General features: G+C 66.2%; 15 protein-coding genes. 2 read left to right on the forward strand and 13 right to left on the reverse strand.

Translation table 11 applies throughout. The features are described from left to right. Positions 1-89: 89 nt before the first annotated feature. From AC2T4A_RS21300 to AC2T4A_RS21315, 4 genes are read right to left on the reverse strand one after another with little or no spacing between them, the layout of a single operon-like run. Positions 90-932 carry an ABC transporter permease gene (locus AC2T4A_RS21300; protein WP_486741717.1) on the reverse strand — a complete coding sequence of 281 codons (843 nt, stop codon included), beginning with the start codon at positions 930-932 and terminating at the stop codon, positions 90-92. Continuing rightward, complete coding sequence (locus AC2T4A_RS21305; RefSeq protein WP_486741718.1) at positions 929-1,780, reverse strand: ABC transporter permease; 852 nt, start codon at positions 1,778-1,780, stop codon at positions 929-931. The genes AC2T4A_RS21300 and AC2T4A_RS21305 overlap by 4 nt, the downstream gene beginning before the upstream one ends. Before the next feature lies 1 nt (position 1,781). Further along, on the reverse strand, positions 1,782-2,903 hold the full coding sequence (locus AC2T4A_RS21310; RefSeq protein ID WP_486741719.1) for an ABC transporter substrate-binding protein: 1,122 nt from the start codon (positions 2,901-2,903) through the stop codon (positions 1,782-1,784). A gap of 40 nt (positions 2,904-2,943) precedes the next feature. Continuing rightward, entirely contained in the window at positions 2,944-4,023 is a 1,080-nt protein-coding gene (locus tag AC2T4A_RS21315; protein ID WP_486741720.1) for an ABC transporter ATP-binding protein, read from the reverse strand. Positions 4,024-4,178: 155 nt separating this feature from the next. On the opposite strand from AC2T4A_RS21315, the gene AC2T4A_RS21320 reads away from it, so the two are divergent. After that, positions 4,179-5,048: a LysR substrate-binding domain-containing protein gene (locus AC2T4A_RS21320; RefSeq protein WP_045207678.1), complete on the forward strand. Its 870-nt coding sequence runs from the start codon at positions 4,179-4,181 to the stop codon at positions 5,046-5,048. Between the two features lie 177 nt (positions 5,049-5,225). Here the strand turns inward: AC2T4A_RS21320 and AC2T4A_RS21325 are convergent, their stop codons facing one another. The 5 genes from AC2T4A_RS21325 to AC2T4A_RS21345 all read right to left on the reverse strand — a co-directional run bounded on the left by AC2T4A_RS21325 (position 5,226) and on the right by AC2T4A_RS21345 (position 12,787). After that, complete coding sequence (locus AC2T4A_RS21325; protein ID WP_486741721.1) at positions 5,226-7,661, reverse strand: efflux RND transporter permease subunit; 2,436 nt, start codon at positions 7,659-7,661, stop codon at positions 5,226-5,228. Between the two features lie 59 nt (positions 7,662-7,720). Next, the gene (locus tag AC2T4A_RS21330) at positions 7,721-8,797 is read right to left on the reverse strand and encodes a WD40/YVTN/BNR-like repeat-containing protein (protein ID WP_486741722.1); all 1,077 of its coding nucleotides are present in this window, start codon (positions 8,795-8,797) and stop codon (positions 7,721-7,723) included. A 54-nt stretch (positions 8,798-8,851) separates the two neighbouring features. After that, positions 8,852-10,210 carry a DUF1329 domain-containing protein gene (locus AC2T4A_RS21335; protein ID WP_416751190.1) on the reverse strand — a complete coding sequence of 453 codons (1,359 nt, stop codon included), beginning with the start codon at positions 10,208-10,210 and terminating at the stop codon, positions 8,852-8,854. Positions 10,211-10,251: 41 nt separating this feature from the next. Then, positions 10,252-12,099, reverse strand: a complete 1,848-nt coding sequence (locus AC2T4A_RS21340) for a DUF1302 domain-containing protein (protein ID WP_486741723.1) — start codon at positions 12,097-12,099, stop codon at positions 10,252-10,254. 154 nt (positions 12,100-12,253) lie between these two features. Then, positions 12,254-12,787 (reverse strand): RBBP9/YdeN family alpha/beta hydrolase, encoded by a 534-nt coding sequence (locus AC2T4A_RS21345; RefSeq protein ID WP_416751304.1) that lies wholly within the window; start codon positions 12,785-12,787, stop codon positions 12,254-12,256. A 377-nt stretch (positions 12,788-13,164) separates the two neighbouring features. On the opposite strand from AC2T4A_RS21345, the gene AC2T4A_RS21350 reads away from it, so the two are divergent. Next, the gene (locus AC2T4A_RS21350; RefSeq protein WP_416751302.1) at positions 13,165-14,169 is read left to right on the forward strand and encodes an AraC family transcriptional regulator; all 1,005 of its coding nucleotides are present in this window, start codon (positions 13,165-13,167) and stop codon (positions 14,167-14,169) included. A gap of 304 nt (positions 14,170-14,473) precedes the next feature. Here the strand turns inward: AC2T4A_RS21350 and AC2T4A_RS21355 are convergent, their stop codons facing one another. From AC2T4A_RS21355 to AC2T4A_RS21370, 4 genes are read right to left on the reverse strand one after another with little or no spacing between them, the layout of a single operon-like run. Continuing rightward, on the reverse strand, positions 14,474-15,484 hold the full coding sequence (locus AC2T4A_RS21355; RefSeq protein ID WP_486741724.1) for a YeiH family protein: 1,011 nt from the start codon (positions 15,482-15,484) through the stop codon (positions 14,474-14,476). Further along, positions 15,481-15,807, reverse strand: a complete 327-nt coding sequence (locus AC2T4A_RS21360; protein ID WP_486741725.1) for a Rieske (2Fe-2S) protein — start codon at positions 15,805-15,807, stop codon at positions 15,481-15,483. The genes AC2T4A_RS21355 and AC2T4A_RS21360 overlap by 4 nt, the downstream gene beginning before the upstream one ends. Further along, the gene (locus tag AC2T4A_RS21365) at positions 15,804-16,448 is read right to left on the reverse strand and encodes a DsbA family protein (RefSeq protein ID WP_486741726.1); all 645 of its coding nucleotides are present in this window, start codon (positions 16,446-16,448) and stop codon (positions 15,804-15,806) included. Before AC2T4A_RS21365 ends, AC2T4A_RS21360 begins: the two co-directional genes overlap by 4 nt. A 32-nt stretch (positions 16,449-16,480) precedes the next feature. Continuing rightward, a complete protein-coding gene (locus AC2T4A_RS21370) occupies positions 16,481-17,770 on the reverse strand; it encodes an MFS transporter (RefSeq protein ID WP_416751180.1) in 1,290 nt (429 codons plus the stop codon). Between the last annotated feature and the right edge of the window lie 188 nt (positions 17,771-17,958).

A 17,958-nucleotide genomic window follows, 5' to 3' on the forward strand; every position in this document is an offset into this window, starting at 1 on the left:
GGGACTCCCTCCTCAGGGACAAGGTGCAAGCGACACAGGTGTTCTTGTTTGGGGCCGCCATCGGGCGGCCGTATGCGGTGTTGAAACAGTCAGCTGGGTGGTTGCTGTCGCGCCAGGTACAGGCGCACCAGCATCACCACCAGGGTGAGGACGATCATCAGGGTGGACACGGCGGCAATCGCCGGGTCGAGGTTGTAGCGCAGGCCGTCCCAGATACGCTTGGGCAACGTCACCACGTTCAGGCCGCTGGTGAACAGCGTCACCACCACCTCTTCCCAGCTCATCACGAAGCCCATGAAGAAGCCGCCGGCGACGCCACCGCGCACATTGGGCAGCAGCACGTTCCACAGCGTCGGCCAGAGCCCGGCGCCGAGGGAACGCGAGGCCTTGTACAGGCTCTGGTCGAGCCGTGCGTAGGCCACCAGCAGGGCGATCACTGCGTACGGCAGCGCCATCAGCAGATGGCCGAAGCCCACGCCCAGCAGGCTGTCGAGCACACCCAGGCGTGCATCGAGGTAGTAGATCGACATGGCCGAGACCACCTGCGGGACGATCATCGGCAACAGCACGATGGCGGTCAGCAAGGTGCGGTACCGGCGCTGCAGCCAGATGCCGGTGGCGAACAGGAAGGCCAGCGCCGTGGACAGCGCGCCGACCACCAGCGCCAGGCCGAGGCTCTGCAGGATCGACACCAGCCAGGCGCCATCGAACAGCGTCGCGTAATGGCGCAGCGACCAGCCGCCGTCCGGGAAGGCCAGGTAGCGCTGGTTGCCGAACGACAGCGGGACGATCACCAGGATCGGCAGCAGCAGGAACAGCGCGGACAGCGCCAGGGCGGCCCAGGACAGCCAGCGGCCGACCTGCGGGCGTGGCAGTTGCGGCTTTTTCACGCCCTTGGGCATGGCGGAGAGATAGGTTCCCTGCGGAGTCACAGCTCAGCCCTCCCGAGCAGGCGGCGGTAGCCGATGAGTTGTCCGAACAGCAGCGCGCAACCCACCACCAGCAGCATCAGCACGATGCTCAGTGCGGCGCCCAGGCCCCAGTTGGAGAGCTGGAACATCTGCACGTAGATGTACTCCGCGAGCATCGCCGCCTTGCCGCCGCCCAGCAGCGCCGGGGTGACGAAGCAGCCGAGGCTGAAGACGAAGACGATGGCCGATGCGGCGACCACGCCGGGCAGCGTCAGCGGAATGAAGATGTCGTTGAGCGTCCGCCAGTGGCTGGCGCCCAGGCTGCTGGATGCCCGCAGCAGGCTGTCGTCCACCTGCTTGAGCGAGGACAGTAGCGGCAGCACCGCGTAGGGCACCATGAAGTGCACCATGCCGATCAGCGCGCCCAGTTCGTTGCGTACCAGCGGCGGCGGCGCGTCGAACCAGCCCGTGGCCATCAGCCCCTGGCTGACCAGGCCGCCGTTGCGCAACAGCACCAGCCAGGCGAAGGCGCGGATCAGCATCGACAGCCAGAACGGCAGCAGCACGAACAGTTCGATCAGTTGCCGGCCACGCGGCGTCGCAAAACGCCAGCGGTAGGCGATCAGGTAGGCGATGGCAACGCTGATTGCGGTGGTCAGCAGGCAGATGCGCAGGGTGCGCCAGATAACTGCCTGCAGGTTGGCGTTGTCGGCAATCGCCGCATAGTTCTGCGTGCCCCACTCCGGCAGGCTGAAGCTCCAGCCCAGCACGCCAAGGGTCGGCAGCAGGTAGCCGACCACGACGAGCAATGGCAGGGGCAGGATCAGCAGGCCGTATACCGGCAGCACGCCCGGTGCGAAACGTCGCATCTCAGCCACCGATCAGCGCGAGGTAGCGCTCCAGGGTTTCACCGTAGTGTTCGGCGTGCCACTTGTTGTTCAGCGACACCTGCTTCTTCAGGTTGTCCGGCGCGGTGGGGTTGATCGCCTGCAGCTGGGCGCTGAGCAGGTCGTTGGCCGCAAGGTTCACCGGGCCCATGTTGTAGACCTCCATGAGCTTGGCCTGGACCTCCGGGCGCAATGCGTAGGCGATGAACTCCATGGCCGCCTTGGCGCCGGCCGGGTTGCCCTTGGGCACCATCCACACCGAAGGCGAGACGATGCCGCCGTCGAAGCCCCAGTCGATCTTGCCGCCAGTGTCGTTCTTCACCAGCTCGGCGCGGGTGTGCCACATCTGCGCCATGCTCACCTCGCCATCGCGGATCAACTGCTGCGACTCGGCGCCGGTGGACCAGTGGGTGGCGATGTGCGGCAGCAACTCCTCGATCTTGCGCAGGGCGCGGTCCACATCCAGCGGATAGAGCTGCTCCGGCGGCACACCGTCGGCCAGCAGCGCGCATTCGAGGTTGGCGCTCATCCATTTGTAGAGGGTGCGTTTGCCCGGGTACTTCTTCACGTCCCAGAAGTCGGCCCAGGACTTGGGCGGGTTCTTGCCGAACTGCTCATGGTCGTAGCCGATCACGTAGCTGTAGGTGTAGTTGGCGAGGCCGAAATCATGCACGTCGCCGTAGCCGATCAACGACTTGTCGACGATGCCGAAATCGATGGGCGCGAGGAACTTGTCCTTGCCCAGTCGATAGGACGAATACATCTCGCCGTCGCATACGTCCCAGCGCACCGCGCCGCTGCTAACCTGGGTCTTCAGCGCGCCCTCGGTGGGGCCGCTGCCGTCCACTTTCAGGGTAAGGCCGGACGCCTGGTCGAAGCCGCCGAAGCTCTTTTCGAAAGCCGGCACCGCATCGCCGCCCCAGTTGGCCAGCACCAGGTTGCCGCCAGCAGCGAAGGCACGGCTGCCGGAGCCGAATGGCAAGGCACTGGCGGCGGCGAGCAGCAGCAGGCTGCGGTTGAAATCGCGACGGCTGATGCCGGCGCGCTCGCTTTTCTCGGCGGCGATTTCGATGGCGTCTTCGATGAAGCCTTGGCGTTCTTTCATTGTGATTGCTCCCCGATCGTTTGTTTTCGTTATGCGTGTGTCAGGCGGACAACAGGTGGCAGTGCTGCGGCGACCAGCTGCACCAGTAGCGCTGGCCGCTGCGCAGATCGGCCAGCAGCGGGTGCGCGACCGGCAGGCGCAGGTCGAGGCGCTCGCCCTGCTCCAGGGTCAGTTCGAGGTTGACGTGGGCACCCTGGTAAGTGGCGTTGCCGACGGTGGCGCACAGGCCGTTGTCGCGGCCGGCGTCCTGCAGCGGGCGCAGGTCGATGTGCTCCGGGCGCACTGCCAACCAGCTCTTGCCGCCCTGACTCACCTGGGCCGAGTGGGCCACGCGCAGGTGCTGGCCGCGAAAATCACAGAGCGTGGCTTCTGCCTCGCGGCCCACCACGCCGACCTCCAGCAGATTGGTATCGCCGAGGAAGTTGGCGACGAAGCGGCTGGCCGGACGTTCGTATACCTCGCGCGGTGTGCCGACCTGCTCCAGGCGGCCCTTGTTGAACACGGCGATGCGGTCGGACAGCGCCAGCGCTTCCTCCTGGTCGTGGGTGACGAAGACGAAGGTGGTGCCGAAGTCCTTGTGCATGCGCGCCAGCTCGCCCTGCATTTCCTGGCGCAGACGGCGGTCGAGGGCGGACAGCGGCTCGTCGAGGAGCAGGAGTTTGGGCTTGAACACCAATGCACGGGCCAGCGCGACACGTTGCTGCTGGCCACCGGAGAGCTGGGCGATACCGCGATTGCCCATACCGGCCAGCCCGACGCGCTCCAGCACGTCCGCCACCCGGTGCTCGATCTCCGCGCCCGGCACCTTGCGGATGCGTAGCGGGTAGGCCACGTTCTGCGCCACGCTCATGTGCGGGAACAGCGCGTAGCCCTGGAACACCACGCCGAAATCGCGCTGGTCCGGCGACAGCTGGGTGATGTTGCGGCCGTCCATCTCGATATGCCCTTCGCTGGGCTCGACGAAGCCGGCAAGCATCATCAGCGTGGTGCTCTTGCCCGAGCCCGAGGGGCCGAGCAGCGTGAGGAATTCGCCCTGGCGAATGCTCAGGCTGAGGTCGCTCAGGACCTGCAGGTTGCCGTAGCGCTTGCCCAGGCCGAGCAAGTCGACGAAATGCTGCATGGCGGGTCTCCAGCCGTTTGTTCTTGTGATTGGGTGTTGGCTTGGGGACATCTTCTGTGCAAATTTAACTAACGACAATTCAATAGATTTCCATCTGAATCGTTAGTCAAATTCACACACAAAGGCCCTCCATGCGTCAGAACAGTGCGTTCCGAATGCCCTCCCTCATCGCCCTGCGCGCTTTCGAGGCACTGGTCCGGCAAGGCAGCATCAGCCGTGCGGCGCTGGAGCTGCACGTCACCCACGGGGCGGTCAGCCACCAGGTGAAGAAGCTGGAAGAAGAGCTGGGCATGGCGCTCGTGGAGCGCCAGGGTAAGGGCGTGAAACTGACCGCCGCCGGGCGCCAGCTGAGCCAGCAGATCAGCAGCGCCTTCGACCAGCTACGCGACATTCGCCGCGCCCTGCCCAGCGAGGAACCCGCCGGCGAACTGCGCATCGCCTGCGCTCCTGCATTGCTGGCGCGGGTGTCGTCGCTGCTGGAGAAATTCCTGCGCAACTATCAGGAAGTCGCCCTGCACCTGCTGCCGATGAGCAGCGACCTGGGCCAGGTAGACATGGTGATTTCCTTCGGCGAGACGCACATCGAGGGCCAGCGCTTCGCCGCGCTGGGCGACATCCGCTATTTCCCGGTGTGCAGCCCACGTCTGCTCAACACCCAGGAGCATCTGCGCAAACCGCGCGACCTGGCGCGCCAGGTGCTATTGCACGAGGACGATGGTTTCGACTGGAGCCGCTACTTCCTGGCCGCCGGGGTGCCCGGCTTGCAGGCACGGCAGAACGTCTTCCTGCCCGACGCCTACCTGACCATCCGCGCCGCACTGGCCGGCGGCGGCGTGACCATCAGCGACCATATCCTGGCTGGCGAGGAACTGGCCGAAGGCCGCCTGGTGCGTCTGTTCGACATCGACTTCCCGGCGCCTCATCCGTACTTCCTGATCATCCCGCCCCACGGCAACCAGGCGTTGGCGCGGGAGTTCGCGGATTGGCTGCTGCATGAGCTGGAGGCGATTCCGGCGTTTGACTGATGAGGGTTTTGCCTTTCGCCGGAGTGTGAGGAGTAACCCATCCTACGTTGGAGGCTATCCGGCAAGGTCCGCGTTGGGCGTTCGCGAGCAAGCTCGCTCCTACGAAGAGCACCATGACGCACCCTGTAGGAGCGAGCTTGCTCGCGAACAATGCCCCGCTGCGGGGTGACTACGTCCTCAGAGCTTCCTGCCACCGAGCAGGAAATGCGACAGCGCCGGAATCAGGATCAACGCCCCGAGCATGTTCCAGAGGAACATGAAGGTCAGCAGGATGCCCATGTCCGCCTGGAACTTGATCGGCGACCAGGCCCAGGTAATAACGCCTGCCGCCAGGGTCACGCCGACCAGCGCGACAACCTTGCCGGTGAAGGCGACCGCCTGCTGGTAGGCCACCGACAACGGCAGCCCGGCCCGCTGCAATTGCAGTTGCACGCTGAGCAGGTAGAGCGCGTAGTCCACGCCAATCCCCACGCCCAACGCGATCACCGGCAGCGTGGCGACCTTCACGCCGATGCCCATCATCACCATCAGCGCCTCGCAGAGGATCGAGGTGAGCACCAGCGGCAGCAACGCCACCAGGGTTGCGCGCCAGCTGCGGAAGGTGATCAGGCAGAAGATGCCCACCGCCGCATAGACGTAGAACAACATGCGGTGGTTGGCCTCGCGCACAACGCGGTTGGTGGCGGCCTCGATCCCGGCGCTGCCGGCGGCGAGCAGGAACTGGCGGTCCGGCGTGCTGTTGGCGCGGGCAAAGTTTTCGGCGATGCCAGCCACTTCGTCGAGGGTCTGCGCCTTGTGGTCCTTGAGGAAGGCGATCACCGGCATCAGCGAGCATTCGGTGTTGAACAGCTCCGGAGTGTTCACCGAAGCCTGTTGGGCGGCGTAGTTGAGTACGTCCTGATTGCGCTGCAGGCTGGCGAACTTGGGGTTGCCCTCGTAGGTGCCGGCGGTGATCTGGCGTACCGCGTTGACCAGCGATGTGGTGGCCTGCACGCCCTCGTGCTGTTGCAGCGCCCAGCCCAGGCGGTCGGCAAGGATCAGCGTGCGGTAGTTCAGGCAGCCTTCCGGCGCGGTCTTCACCATCACCGCGAAGAGGTCGCTGGAGAGCGCGTAATGGCTGGTGATGTAGGCGTTGTCGCGGTTGTAGCGCGAGTCGGCGCGCAGCTCCGGTGCGCCGGCGTCGAGGTCACCGATCTGCAGGTGCTGGCTGACCAGCAGGCCGCCGGCGCCCAGCAGCGTCGCCACGACCACGGCGATAGTCGCCCAGCGCCGCTCGGTGAAGTGATCGAGCAACGCCCACAATTTGCCGAGGCCCTGCTGGCGATCCACCTGGCGCTCCTCGCGCAGGGCACGCTCTGCCGCGCGCTGGCTGACGCCAACGTAGGACAGCGCCACCGGCATCATCAGCAGCGAAGTGAAGATCAGCACGGCTACGCCGATGCTGGCGGCAATCGCCAGGTCCTGAATCACCGGGATATCGATCAGCATCAGCACGGCGAAGCCCACGGCATCCGACAGCAGCGCGGTGACACCGGCCAGGAACAGGCGGCGGAAGGTGTTGCGTGCCGCCACCTGCTTGTGGGTGCCACGGCCGATGTCCTGCATGATGCCGTTCATCTTCTGGGTGGCGTGGGACACGCCGATGGCGAAGATCAGGAACGGCACCAGGATCGAATACGGGTCCAGCGCGTAGCCCAGCCAGGCCACCAGGCCGAGCTGCCAGACCACCGCCAGCAGCGAGCAGCCGATCACCAGCAGGCTGCTGCGCAGGCAGCGGGTGTAGAAGAAGATGATGACGAAGGCGGTGACCACCGCCAGGCCGAAGAACAGCATTACCCGCACCAGGCCGTCGATCAGGTCACCCACCAGCTTGGCGAATCCGATCACATGCAGGCGCACCGGGCCCTTGCCCTCCTCGCCGGCGGCGAACGCACGGGCGTCGCCCAGGTATTCGTACTTCAGCCGCAGGTCGTCGAGGGCGCGCGAGAATTCGCGGTAGTCGATGCCCTTGCCGGTGGCCGAGTCGCGGTCGAGCAACGGCACCACCAGCATGCTGGAGCGAAAGTCGTTGCCCACCAGGCTGCCGACAATGCCGGCGCGGGCGATGTTCTGGCGCAATTGCCCGATGGCCTCGGGCTTGCCGTCGTAGCCGTCGGGCATCACCGGGCCGCCCTGGAAACCTTCCTCGGTGACTTCGGTCCAGCGCACCGCCGGCGACCACAGCGACTTCATCCAGGCGCGGTCGACGCCGTGGCTGAGGAACAGCTGGTCACTGATCTGCCGCAGGCTGGAGAGGTAGGCCGGGTCGAAGATGTCGCCATTGGGGTTCTCCACCACCACCCGCACCGAGTTGCCCAGGCCGCGCAATGCGGCGCGGTTGTCCAGGTAATTGCGGATGTAGGGATCGCCGTGGGGGATCATCTTCTCAAAGGCCGGGCGCATTTCCAGGCGGGTCACAGCCATGTAGCCCAGCACCAGGGTGACCAGCGCAATCAGGGCGATGAACAGCGCGCGGTGGTTGAACACCAGGCGCTCCAGCAGGTTGCCGCTGTGGGTATCAAAGTCCCGCAGTTCGCGGACTACAGGCATCTCGCCTTGCTTCAGGTCGACCATGAGGCTGTCTCTCTATCTCTTGTTCTTATGGTTCTTGAACGGGTGGAACACCGGTGCGCTCAGCGCACCGGCATCGCGTTCTCGCGGATGCCACGGGCACCGACCAGCAGCAGCCGAGCGGGACCGGCCACGGCGCCGCTGACAGGCAGGCGCTCGGCCAGATCGAGCGCTTTGAAGCTGGCGCCGCTGTCATCGCTGACCAGGCCCTGGCCGGCCTGACTGAACAGGTACAGCCGGCCGTTGGCGTCGAAGCTGGCGACGGTCAGGCTGACCGGCAGGCCGGTATCCACTGCGCTCCAGTTTTCGCCGCCATCCAGGCTGCGGATTGCGTGACCGCGCAGGCCGTAGGCGAACACCAGGCCGGGCCGCGCGACAACGCCGAAGAAGCTGCCAGCGTAGGGCGACTGCAGGGCGACGAAGCGCTCCTGTTGGCCCTCCTGTTGATGGGAAAGGCGCAACAGCAGCCCCTGCTCGCCGACGACATACAGGTCATCACCGCTGGCGGCCATGGCGGTCAGGTGCAACGCTTGGGGGTTGTCGATGCGGTGGTTCCAGGGCTCCCAACTCTTCCCCCCGTCGCGGGTATGCAGGATCAGGTTGAAAGCGCCGACCACGAAGCCTTCGTTGGCATCGCGGAACCACAGGTCGAGGAACGGCTTGTCGGCGCCCTCCTCCTTCAGCCGCTGGGCCTGATCGAGCCACGTGGCGTTGTCCGGCTGCGGATGGGCGTTGTAGTAATCGATCATCAGCTGGCCGATCTGCCGGCCATCGAGTTGACGTTGCCAGTGCACCCCGCCATCGGCGCTGTGCAGGACGACGCCATCGTGCCCGACCGCCCAGCCGTCCCGCGATGTAGGGAAGCGTACGGCAGTGAGGTCCGAGCTGACCGGCACCTCGGCCTGCAGCCAACTGGTGCCGCCGTCATCGGAATAGAGAATGTGGCCGCGCTGGCCCACGCTCACCAGGCGCTTGTCGACACGGGTGACGGCCAGTAGCGGCACGCGGCTGGGGGTTTTGCTGTGCGCCGCCGGCAGGTCAAGCACGTCGACGAAACCATCGGCGTTTTCACCAGCCTGGGTAGCGCCAGCCAGCAGCAAGGCGCCCAGGAGCATCAGGCGCTTGAAGGGGATCTGCATGGTGCTTTCCTCGGGTAGAACAGCGGCGGCTCCAGCGGGAGCCGCCGCCCACGGTCAGCGAATGCCGCTGCCGGCCAGCGCCTCGGGGGACCACTGGGTCTTGGCCAGCGGGTCGATGTAGCTGATGCCGCCGTACGGGCCGACGACGCCATTGATGTTGTACGAGCCGGCGGTGAGGTCGTAGATCATGAACGGCGTGGCGTCCGGGATGCGCTTGTCGTAGCTCTGGCTGAGGAAGGCGAAGGAGCCGCGATAGAGCTGGCCACGGGCGTCGTACTGGTCGGAGGCCAGGGCCACCCAGCTGTCTTCGTCGAGGTAGAAGCGACGCTTGGCGTAGATGTGCCGCGCGCCGGATTTCAGGGTGCCTTCGACGACCCACACGCGGTGCTTCTCCCAGCGCACGTAGTCCGGCGACAGGTGGTTGGGCGTGACCACCGGCTTGATGTCGCTGGCATAGGTCAGGCGGTAGGTGTTGTAGGGCACGATCATTTCCTGCTTGCCCACCAGCTTCCAGTCGTAGCGGTCCAGCGCACCGTTGAAGACGAACACGTCGTCGTAGGTGCCGGCGCCGGCCATGCCGGGGTTCGGGGTGTCGTAGGCGAGGTTCGGCGCCAGCTTCACACGGCGCTGGCCAGGCAGGTACTGCCAGGCGCGGCGCGGCTGCTGCAGCGGGTTGGCGGCGTCCTTGAGCATCATCGCCTCGCCGGCGCGGCGCGCCGGGCCGCTGTAGTACAGCTTCATCTGGTAGTAGACCTCGGAGCCTTTTACCGGCTGGGTGAGGTCTTCGTACACCGGGTAGTTGATGAAGGCCTGGCCGGTGGTGGCAAGGTTGGCGCTGCCGGAAGCGTCGACGTTCCAGGAGTCGTACTTGGCCTTGATGTTCACGCCCTGGTAGCGCAGCAGGAAGTTCCACATCGCCTCGGCGCCGGTCTTCGGAATCGGGAACGGCACACCCGGCAACGCGTTGTCGATGGCGGTGCCGCCCTCCAGGGACTGGGCAGTGACGGCGTTCTTCCTGCTGTTCTCCAGCACGGTATCCGGCAGCGCGGCGCTGCGGTGCGTCGGGTAGACGTCCACACGGAAGGTCGGATAACGCTTGGCCAGCTCGACGGTGGTAGCGGACAGTTCGTTCTTGTACTGGTCGACGTTCTTGCCGTCGATCACCAGCACCGGTTTGTCGCTGGCGAACGGGTCCGGACGCATGCTGTCGCCCGCCTTGAAGCTGGCCGGGGCGGTGGTCAGGCCGCCGGCATAGGCGGGAATCGAGCCGTCGCTGCTGGCGGCTTTCTCGGCGCCGATCAGGGTCAGGGTGCTGCCCAGCTGGGCGGCGTCCTGCGGGGAAACAGCGGCCTGGGCCAGACCGCAGAGGGTCAGGCCGAGGGCGGTGGCGATCAGGGTGGGCTTGAAGTTCATGCTGTGTTTCTCCTGCTTCAATATCGAAGCCTGGGGTGAAATCAGAAAGTGGCCTTCAGGGAGGCGGTGACCATGCCGCGGTCCTTCAGCAGGGGCGCGAGGCCGCCTTGCGAGGTGATCTGGCCGGGAATGCACTGGTACTGGCCGTTAGCGCCGGGGGTGTTGTTGTCGCGGCCGCTTTCGCAGGTATCGAAGGGGCCGAAGGCGTCGACGTATTTCAGGTCCAGGCGGTACTTCTGGTGGAAGTCCGCGGCCACGCCGACCGAGTAGCTGCCGGCGTCTTCGTTGCCGCCCAGTTGCACCGCCGAGTTGCCGTGCAGGCCGACGTTGTAGGACATGGGCATGGACAGGTCGACGCCGGGGAAGGCCTGGTACCAGGTCGGCGTGAAGTTGGCGGACATGGCGTAGGCGTTGGTGGTGACCTTGTCGACACCGTGGTAGCTGGAGTCACCCTTGAAGGTCTGCTCGCCTTCGGTGACATCGACCAGGTGCGTCAGGGTGCCTTCCACGGCCAGGGACGAGGCATCCCACAGCGGGGTGGCACCGAAGGTCACCAGGCCGTTGAGCACGACGTGGAAGGTCTTGCCGCGAGCCAGGCCCGTGTCGCCGTCACTGGGCAGCTCGCCGATCAGGTTGGCGCCGTTGATGCGGCCTGCCTGTGCCGCCGCGTAGAGCGCCGAGTTGACGGTGGTGAAGTTGCTCGCCAGCGGCATGTTCTCGCGGTAGTTGAGGTCCATGCCGACGCTGACGCCGCCAATCTCCTTCGACAGGCTGATGCCGTAGATATCGATGTCGTCGGCGTAGGCGGTGATGTAGTTCATCCCCGGCAGGCCGGCGAGACCGGGCTTGTGCAGGTTCGGCGCGTCCACCAGCACGGCCGGCAGGGTGTCGGAGGTGTTGCGGTAGTAGAAGCCCAGGGTGCCGTCGAGCCATTCCGGGCTCCACTTGGCCATCAGGCCGAAGTCGCCGGTGTTGTCGGGCTTGCGGTCATGGCCGCGCGGCGCGCCGTAGAAGGCATTCTGCGCGGGCAGCGGCAGCCAGAAGACGTTGCCGCCGTCGTTGAGCATGTCGTAGGGGCCCATGTAGGTACCGCCTTCGGGGAAGCGCGAGTTCTCGAACTCGAGGAAGTACTGCGCGGCCAGGGTCAGCTCGGGGTTCACCGTCAACGAGGCGGACAGCTGGTTGCGCGGCATGAACAGCTCCTTGGCCTCGGTACCGGGCACGTTGTACAGCTTGCCCAGGTCCAGGGCCGATTGGCCGTAGTTGATGCCGTTGGCGGCGCTGAACAGGGTTTCGCCCCAGTAGATGGTGTGGCGGCCGAGCTTGCCGCTGAGCTGCATGTCGTCGCCGACCTGGTGGCTGGCGAAGACGAAGGCATCGAGCAGCTCGCCGGACGGGCCGTTGTAATAGCGGTCGGCGAAGTTGCTCAGGCCGTGGGTGGACGGCTGTGCACCGCGCGGGGAAACCACCGTGCCGTTGCGGGTAACCAGGTGCCCGGCGTTGCCTTTCTGGCCGGGGAACGGGTTGTCCGCGCCGACATCATCGTAGGCATGGTCGTACCAGCCAGCGGCGGAAAGGCGGAAGCCCATGCTGTCGCGGTAGACGAAGTCCAGCTCGCTGAGCAGGTCGAAGCGCTGGGTCACCGGAGTGCCGGAGGAGAAGTTGCGGTCGCCGTCGTTGGTGTTGGCGGTGCCGGCGATCTTGCTGTTGGGCGATTCGACCCGCTGCCCGTAGCTGAGCTTGACGGTGTTGTCGAAGCGGATCGACAGGTCCGGATTGCCGGTGTCCAGCTCGAAGGCCTGCAGGGGCTGGCCGGCCATGGCGGCGAGGACTGCGGTCGCCAGCAGGCAGCGCTGCAGGGGACGATGCTGATTGCTCTGGTGATGCATGCGTGTGCTCCGTTTCTTGTTGTGGTCGGGACGCTTTCCGGGCCCGTCCCGCAGCCCCCTCTTCCGCTCTGGAAGAGCGCGCGCCGGGGCGCACGAGGGCCTGCCCCGGCGCGAACGCCGGAACCGGGGTGGTTGTTGAATCAGGTGTGGTGGATCAGTTATCCAGCATCTGGATCAGGGCTTCGGCCTCTGGCCAGTCGCCAAAGCCCGATGCCGGGTTGAGGTGGCCGACACGGCCCAGCTCCACCAGGCTGGCGCGCCAGTGGCGGGCCATGCGCTGTACGGCCTCGGGGCTTGCCAGCGGATCGTTGTCGCTGCTCGCCAGCAGTGTCGGGAACGGCAGCGGCTCGAGTGGCAGCGGCGCCCAGCCCATCTCGGCGAGGACCGTCGGCTTGGGGTAATGGGCCGGCCAGTCACCGTCCAGGTCCGGCGGGGTGGCGAGCAGTGCGCCCTTGATCGGCCGGCTGTAGCGCGCCGCCCAGTGAGCGACCATCAGCACACCGGCGCTGTGGGCAACCAGGATCACCTCGCCTTCGATGCTCTCCAGCTCGCGCTGAATGGCTTCGATGCGGGCGTTCAGGTCCAGCTTGTTCTCGGTCAGCGGCGGTACGCTGCGCACATTGGGCAGGCGCTGCTCGAGCAGGGTCTGCCAGTGCTCGGCGACGTGGTCGCGCAGGCCGGGGACCATGAGGACGGTGGTGGTAGATTTATTGTTGCTCACCGGTTCACCTTTGGGTGATTTCGAACTTGTTGGACAGACAGTAGAGGTGCACCGGTGGCGGTGCTTTGCATTGAGCGTCAGGCACTTCGCATTTGATGACAGGCCCCGGCCAGCCTGATATCCCGCCGTTGCGCCGCAGCCCCTGGGTGACGGGACGTACGGTGCATTCCAGAGCGCCGCAAGCACTGGCCGAAGCGTGAAACTTCGTACACGCTTGGTTACAGCTGTCGCTAGAATCTGAAGTCATCGACCCAGCCAGCGTGCACTCTGGTCGTCAGGCGTCCATGAACCCTGCCGGCACGGAGCAACCACAAGAACAAGAAGGCGACTCACGCATGACCCCAATGGTTCGCATTGCGGCCCTCACCAACTATCTGGAAGTGGCCCGACACCTGGGCCTCAATCCGCAGCAGCAACTGAGCTCGGTGGGCCTTTCCCAATCCATGCTCGAGCACCCGGAGCAGCGCATTCCCGTTGCCACGGCGGTGACCCTGCTGGAGGAGTCGGCGCGCATCAGCGGCTGCGAAACCTTCGGCCTGCGCATGGCCGAATCGCGCCAGCTCGCCGACTTCGGCGTGATCAGCCTGCTGCTGTCACACCAGGCAACGCTGCGCGAGGCGATGGACACCATCATCCGCTACCGCCACCTGCTCAACGAATCCCTGGCGCTGTACGTGGATCAGGAAGGCAAGATGGCGATCCTGCGCGAGGAGCTCCTCACCGTGCCGCCCATGCCCATGCGCCAGGGCCTGGAGCTGGCCCTGGGCACCCTCTACCGCCTCTGCGCTGCCCTCCTCGGCCCGCACTGGCGGCCGGTCAGCGTCAACTTCAGCCACGACGCCCCGGCAGACATGCAGGTGCACCGCCGGCTGTTCGGCTGCAAGATCGAATTCGGCAGCGAGTTCAATGGCATCGTCATCCCCGCCGCCGACCTCGACGCCGCCAACCCCATGGCTGACCCGGCCATGGCGCGGCATGCGCGCAGCTTCGTCGACTCCCTGCCCGGCGCCACCGACGGCAGCACACTGAACGAGGTGCGCAAGTCGATCTACCTGCTGCTGCCCATGGGCCGCGCGACCATCGAACAGATCGCCCAGTCGCTGGGGCTGAACGTGCGCACGCTGCAGCGGCGGCTGGAAGACAACGGGGTTACCTTCTCCGATCTGATCAACGAAGTCCGCCGCGAACTGGTGCTGCGCTACATGGAGAACCCGCGCTATTCGCTGGGGCGCATCGCCGATCTGCTGGGGTATTCGATGCCCAGTTCCTTTACCCGCTGGTTCGCCGTGCAGTACGGGATGTCGCCGGCGGCATGGCGCAAGGAGCATCTGGGCCGGGAGGGGGAGTGATCGCCTCCGGGGCTCATGCTGTGCGGTTCGCGAGCAAGCTCGCTCCTACAAAGAGCGCACCATCTCCACCCTGTAGGAGCGAGCTTGCTCGCGAACGCACTTGAAGCGGGCGTGACCCGCTTGAGGTCAAGCTAAGGCTGGGCAGGCACACAAGCAAAATCGCGGACGGAGTCCGCTCCTACGATAGCCAAACCGCGCGTAGGAGCGGACTTCGTCCGCGATCCACATTCGCCACGGGCCAGTACGTAGGGCGGATAACGCTGGCGCGTTATGCGCCCTATGGCTCAAGACCTGCTCAGCGGGTTCAACCCGCGACCTTCAACATCCCCAGCACCAACAGGGCCAGGAACACCGTCTCCCCCAGCATCAGCAGGATCGGCTTGATCCCCACCGTCGCCAGCGCCTTGAGCTGGGTCTTCATCCCCAGCGCCGCGATGGCGATCACCAGGCACCACTGCGAGAGCTTCCCTCCCGCCTCGACCACCAACGTGGGCAGGTAGCCGGTGCTGTTCACCGCCGCCAGCAGCACAAAACCCACGGCAAACCACGGCAGCAGCGGTGGACGTTTGTCGCCAGGTTCAACGCCACGGGCGCGGGTGATCATCGCCGCGCAGAGGATTACCGGCAGCAGCATGGCCACGCGCATCAGCTTGACTACCGTGGCGCTGTCGCCGACTTCCTTCGAGATGCTGTAGCCCGCGCCGACCACCTGGGCCACGTCGTGGATGGTGCCGCCGAGGAAGATCCCCGCCTGCAGCGGCGGCAGGCCCAGCGAGCGGACGATCATCGGGTAGAGAATCATCGCCAGGGTCGACAGCGCCGACACGCCGAGAACGGTGAACAGCGTGGCCTTTTCCTTCTGCGTGTGTGCCGGCAGCGCCGCCGCCAGGGCGAGGGCCGCCGAGGCGCCGCAGATGGCGGTGGCGCCGCCGGTGAGCAGGCCGAAGAGGAAGTTGAAGCCCATGGCACGGGCCGCTGCGATCGACACCAGGATGGTCACCGTCACCAGCACTACCACCATGATCACCGGCTGCCAGCCCAGCTCGGCAATCTGCCCGAAGGTGATGCGAATACCCAGCAGCGCCACGCCCAGGCGCAGGATCTCGCGGGCGGTGAACTCGATGCCGGCCTTGCACACGCTGTCGGCGGAGAGGAAGTTCATCGCCAGGCCGAGCAGTAGCGCGAAGAGCATCACCGGCGCGCCGTAATGCTCGGAAAGAAAGGTTGCCGCCGCCGCTACCATGGCGCTGACCAGCAGGCCCGGCAGCAAGGTGCGGCTGCGGGTGCCCAGGGCGGAAAGGGTCATCGTGGTCATGCCGGCACCTCCTGCCGGGCCATCACCGCGTAACACTCGTCGGCGTGCCATTCGATGGCATATCGCTGCAGGCCGAAGCCCTTGATGCCCGCCGGGCAGCCGCTGGCGAGGTCGAAGCGTAGGCCGTGGGCCAGGCACTGCAGCCAGCGGCCATCCAGCCGCCCGCTGAACAGCGAGGCTCCGGCATGCGGGCAGCGGTCGTCGATGGCATGCAGTTCGCCGTCGACGTCAAAGAGCAGGATGATGCCCTTCTCATGGTGCAGCAGACTGCGACCGCCGCGCGCCGGCAGGCGGTCAGCGGGGATACGGATCGAGCCGTTCATGCCGGGATCGCCTCCGGGACCTGTCGTTCCAGCGCTCGGTAAAGCGCCGCCAGCAGCTGCTCCGGGCTCTGCCCGCCCAAGGCGAAGGCACGGCCTTCGAGGAGGAACATCGGTACGCTGGAGTCGGCCAGGGCCACGCGGCGGCCGATGAACTGGCGCGCGCCATCAGCCAGGACCTCGTCGAAATCGGCCACATTGAAATCGCAGGCGCGCAGCAGGCGGCGCAGGGTGTCGCGGTTGCCGATGTCCTGGCCGAGCTGGAAGTGCGCGCGGAAGATCATCTCCAGCAACTGCTCCTTCTGGCTGTCGCTGCCCACGTGCACCGCGCGCTGGAACACGCGGTGCGCATAGGTGGTATTGGGCATGGTGAGAATGCGTTCGAGATCGAGGTCGACTTTCGCCACCTCCGCCGCCCGCCGCACTTCACCCATGCGCGCCTTCACCGCGCGCTTGCCGCCCAGGCGGCGCTGGTAGAACTCGGCGAAGGGCTCACCCTCCATGGCAATCTGCGGCAGCAGTTGCAGGCCCAACCAGTTCACCCGCACGTTCAGTTCCGGACGCTGGCGCGCCAGCAGGCGCAGGGCAACGTCGAGGTTGCGCTTGCCAATCAGGCACCAGGGGCAGATGAAGTCGAACGTCATGTCCACGCTCAGATTAAAAGACGGAGCCGGCATCACACGCCCTCCTCTTCGCCGCGCAGGCGGCGGATATCGCTGTGGTAGTGGCGCCGGGCGTAGAAGAAGACCAGCGCGGCAAGAATGCTCACCAACGGGATGAGCTGGAATGCGCGATCCAGGCCGATATGGTCAGCCAGCACGCCGGTGAGCAGCGGGCCGGGGGCCAGACCCAGCAGATTGTTGGCCAGTGTCAGAGTGGCGAAGGCCGTGCCGTGCACCGCCGGCGCGGTGAGGTTGGCGACCATTGCGCCGGAAGGCCCGGACGTACCGGCAGCGACCAGCATTCCCAGACAGATCAGGCTCAGTTGCGCAGTACCCGGCGGCAGGTGGAAGGCCACCGACAGCAGCAGGCAGCTGACCAGGCAGAAGCCGATGGCGAGGATGATCTTGCGTGGCGGGTTGGCGCGACCCAGGCGGTCGCAGAGGATGCCGCAGAGCACCATGCCGCTGCCGCCGACCAGCACGATCACCGCCGAGATCAGCCCTGCCTTGCCGGTGTCCAGGTGGTAGTAGCGGTTCAGGTAACTGGGAATCCACACCATCACTGCGGCGGCGACGAACAGCTGCAGGCCGCTGCCCAGATAGGCGGCGATCACCGAGCGGCTGCCGAACAGGCTACGCAACGAGCGCCCGCCGGCCTGGCGCGGCGCTTCGGCAGCGGCCACCGGGGCGATGCGCTTCTCGCTGACGATCAGCGGATAGAGCAGCGCCAGCAGCAGGCCGAACAGTGCCATGCCGGCGAAGGCCCAGCGCCAGCCCAGGTGCGCGGCAAGCACGCCGCCCAGGCCCATGCCGAGCACCGAGCCGAACATGCCGCCGGCCATGAAGGCGCCGGTCAGGGTGGCGCGCAGGTGCGCCGGGAATACCGAGATCACCACGGCGATGCCGACGCTGCCGTAGGCGGCCTCACCGACTCCGACGAAGAAGCGCGCGGCGAACATCTGCGGGAAGGTCTGCGCGACGGCGCAGCCCAAAGTGGCGAGGCTCCACAACATGGCCATCAGCGCCAGGCTGCGCACGCGGCCCCAGCGGTCGGCGAGCAGCGACAGCGGGAAGGTCAGCAGGCCGACCATCACCGCGACGATGCCACTGAGCAGGCCCAGCTGTGCGTCACTCAGGGCCCACTCGACCTTGAGCAGTGGGAAAACGGCATTGAGCACCTGGCGCGACATGTAGTCGGAAATCAGCAGGCCGAAGGTCAGGGCGAACACCACCCAGGCATAGCGGCGCGGCACGCTGGGCGCAGTGGCAGGGATGTCGCCCAGGGCGACGGAGTGGATGGCCATGGTGCTTGCTCTCCAGGTGGGTCAATGGATTCTTGTTGTGGATGGTACGAGCAAGGGGATGAGCCCTTGGCCTAGCGGAAAGTGGAGATGTCCCCACCTGCCCCTTTGCAACCTGCGAGCCCCGTGCGACTGGGTGGCCCTCTCCCCCGCCCTCTCCCTGAAGGGAGAGGGAGCGGTCCGTGCCGGCT

This window comes from Pseudomonas sp. PVC-3-1 (assembly GCF_057444315.1).

Coding starts and splice junctions, on each gene's coding strand:
- AC2T4A_RS21310 (WP_486741719.1), bottom strand. CDS start 2,903: ATGAAAGAACGCCAAGGCTTCATCGAAGACGCCATCGAAATCGCCGCC.
- AC2T4A_RS21340 (WP_486741723.1), bottom strand. CDS start 12,099: ATGCATCACCAGAGCAATCAGCATCGTCCCCTGCAGCGCTGCCTGCTG.
- AC2T4A_RS21370 (WP_416751180.1), bottom strand. CDS start 17,770: ATGGCCATCCACTCCGTCGCCCTGGGCGACATCCCTGCCACTGCGCCC.
- AC2T4A_RS21325 (WP_486741721.1), bottom strand. CDS start 7,661: ATGGTCGACCTGAAGCAAGGCGAGATGCCTGTAGTCCGCGAACTGCGG.
- AC2T4A_RS21350 (WP_416751302.1), top strand. CDS start 13,165: ATGGTTCGCATTGCGGCCCTCACCAACTATCTGGAAGTGGCCCGACAC.
- AC2T4A_RS21330 (WP_486741722.1), bottom strand. CDS start 8,797: ATGCAGATCCCCTTCAAGCGCCTGATGCTCCTGGGCGCCTTGCTGCTG.
- AC2T4A_RS21365 (WP_486741726.1), bottom strand. CDS start 16,448: ATGACGTTCGACTTCATCTGCCCCTGGTGCCTGATTGGCAAGCGCAAC.
- AC2T4A_RS21335 (WP_416751190.1), bottom strand. CDS start 10,210: ATGAACTTCAAGCCCACCCTGATCGCCACCGCCCTCGGCCTGACCCTC.
- AC2T4A_RS21345 (WP_416751304.1), bottom strand. CDS start 12,787: ATGGTCCCCGGCCTGCGCGACCACGTCGCCGAGCACTGGCAGACCCTG.
- AC2T4A_RS21360 (WP_486741725.1), bottom strand. CDS start 15,807: ATGAACGGCTCGATCCGTATCCCCGCTGACCGCCTGCCGGCGCGCGGC.
- AC2T4A_RS21355 (WP_486741724.1), bottom strand. CDS start 15,484: ATGACCACGATGACCCTTTCCGCCCTGGGCACCCGCAGCCGCACCTTG.
- AC2T4A_RS21315 (WP_486741720.1), bottom strand. CDS start 4,023: ATGCAGCATTTCGTCGACTTGCTCGGCCTGGGCAAGCGCTACGGCAAC.
- AC2T4A_RS21305 (WP_486741718.1), bottom strand. CDS start 1,780: ATGCGACGTTTCGCACCGGGCGTGCTGCCGGTATACGGCCTGCTGATC.
- AC2T4A_RS21320 (WP_045207678.1), top strand. CDS start 4,179: ATGCCCTCCCTCATCGCCCTGCGCGCTTTCGAGGCACTGGTCCGGCAA.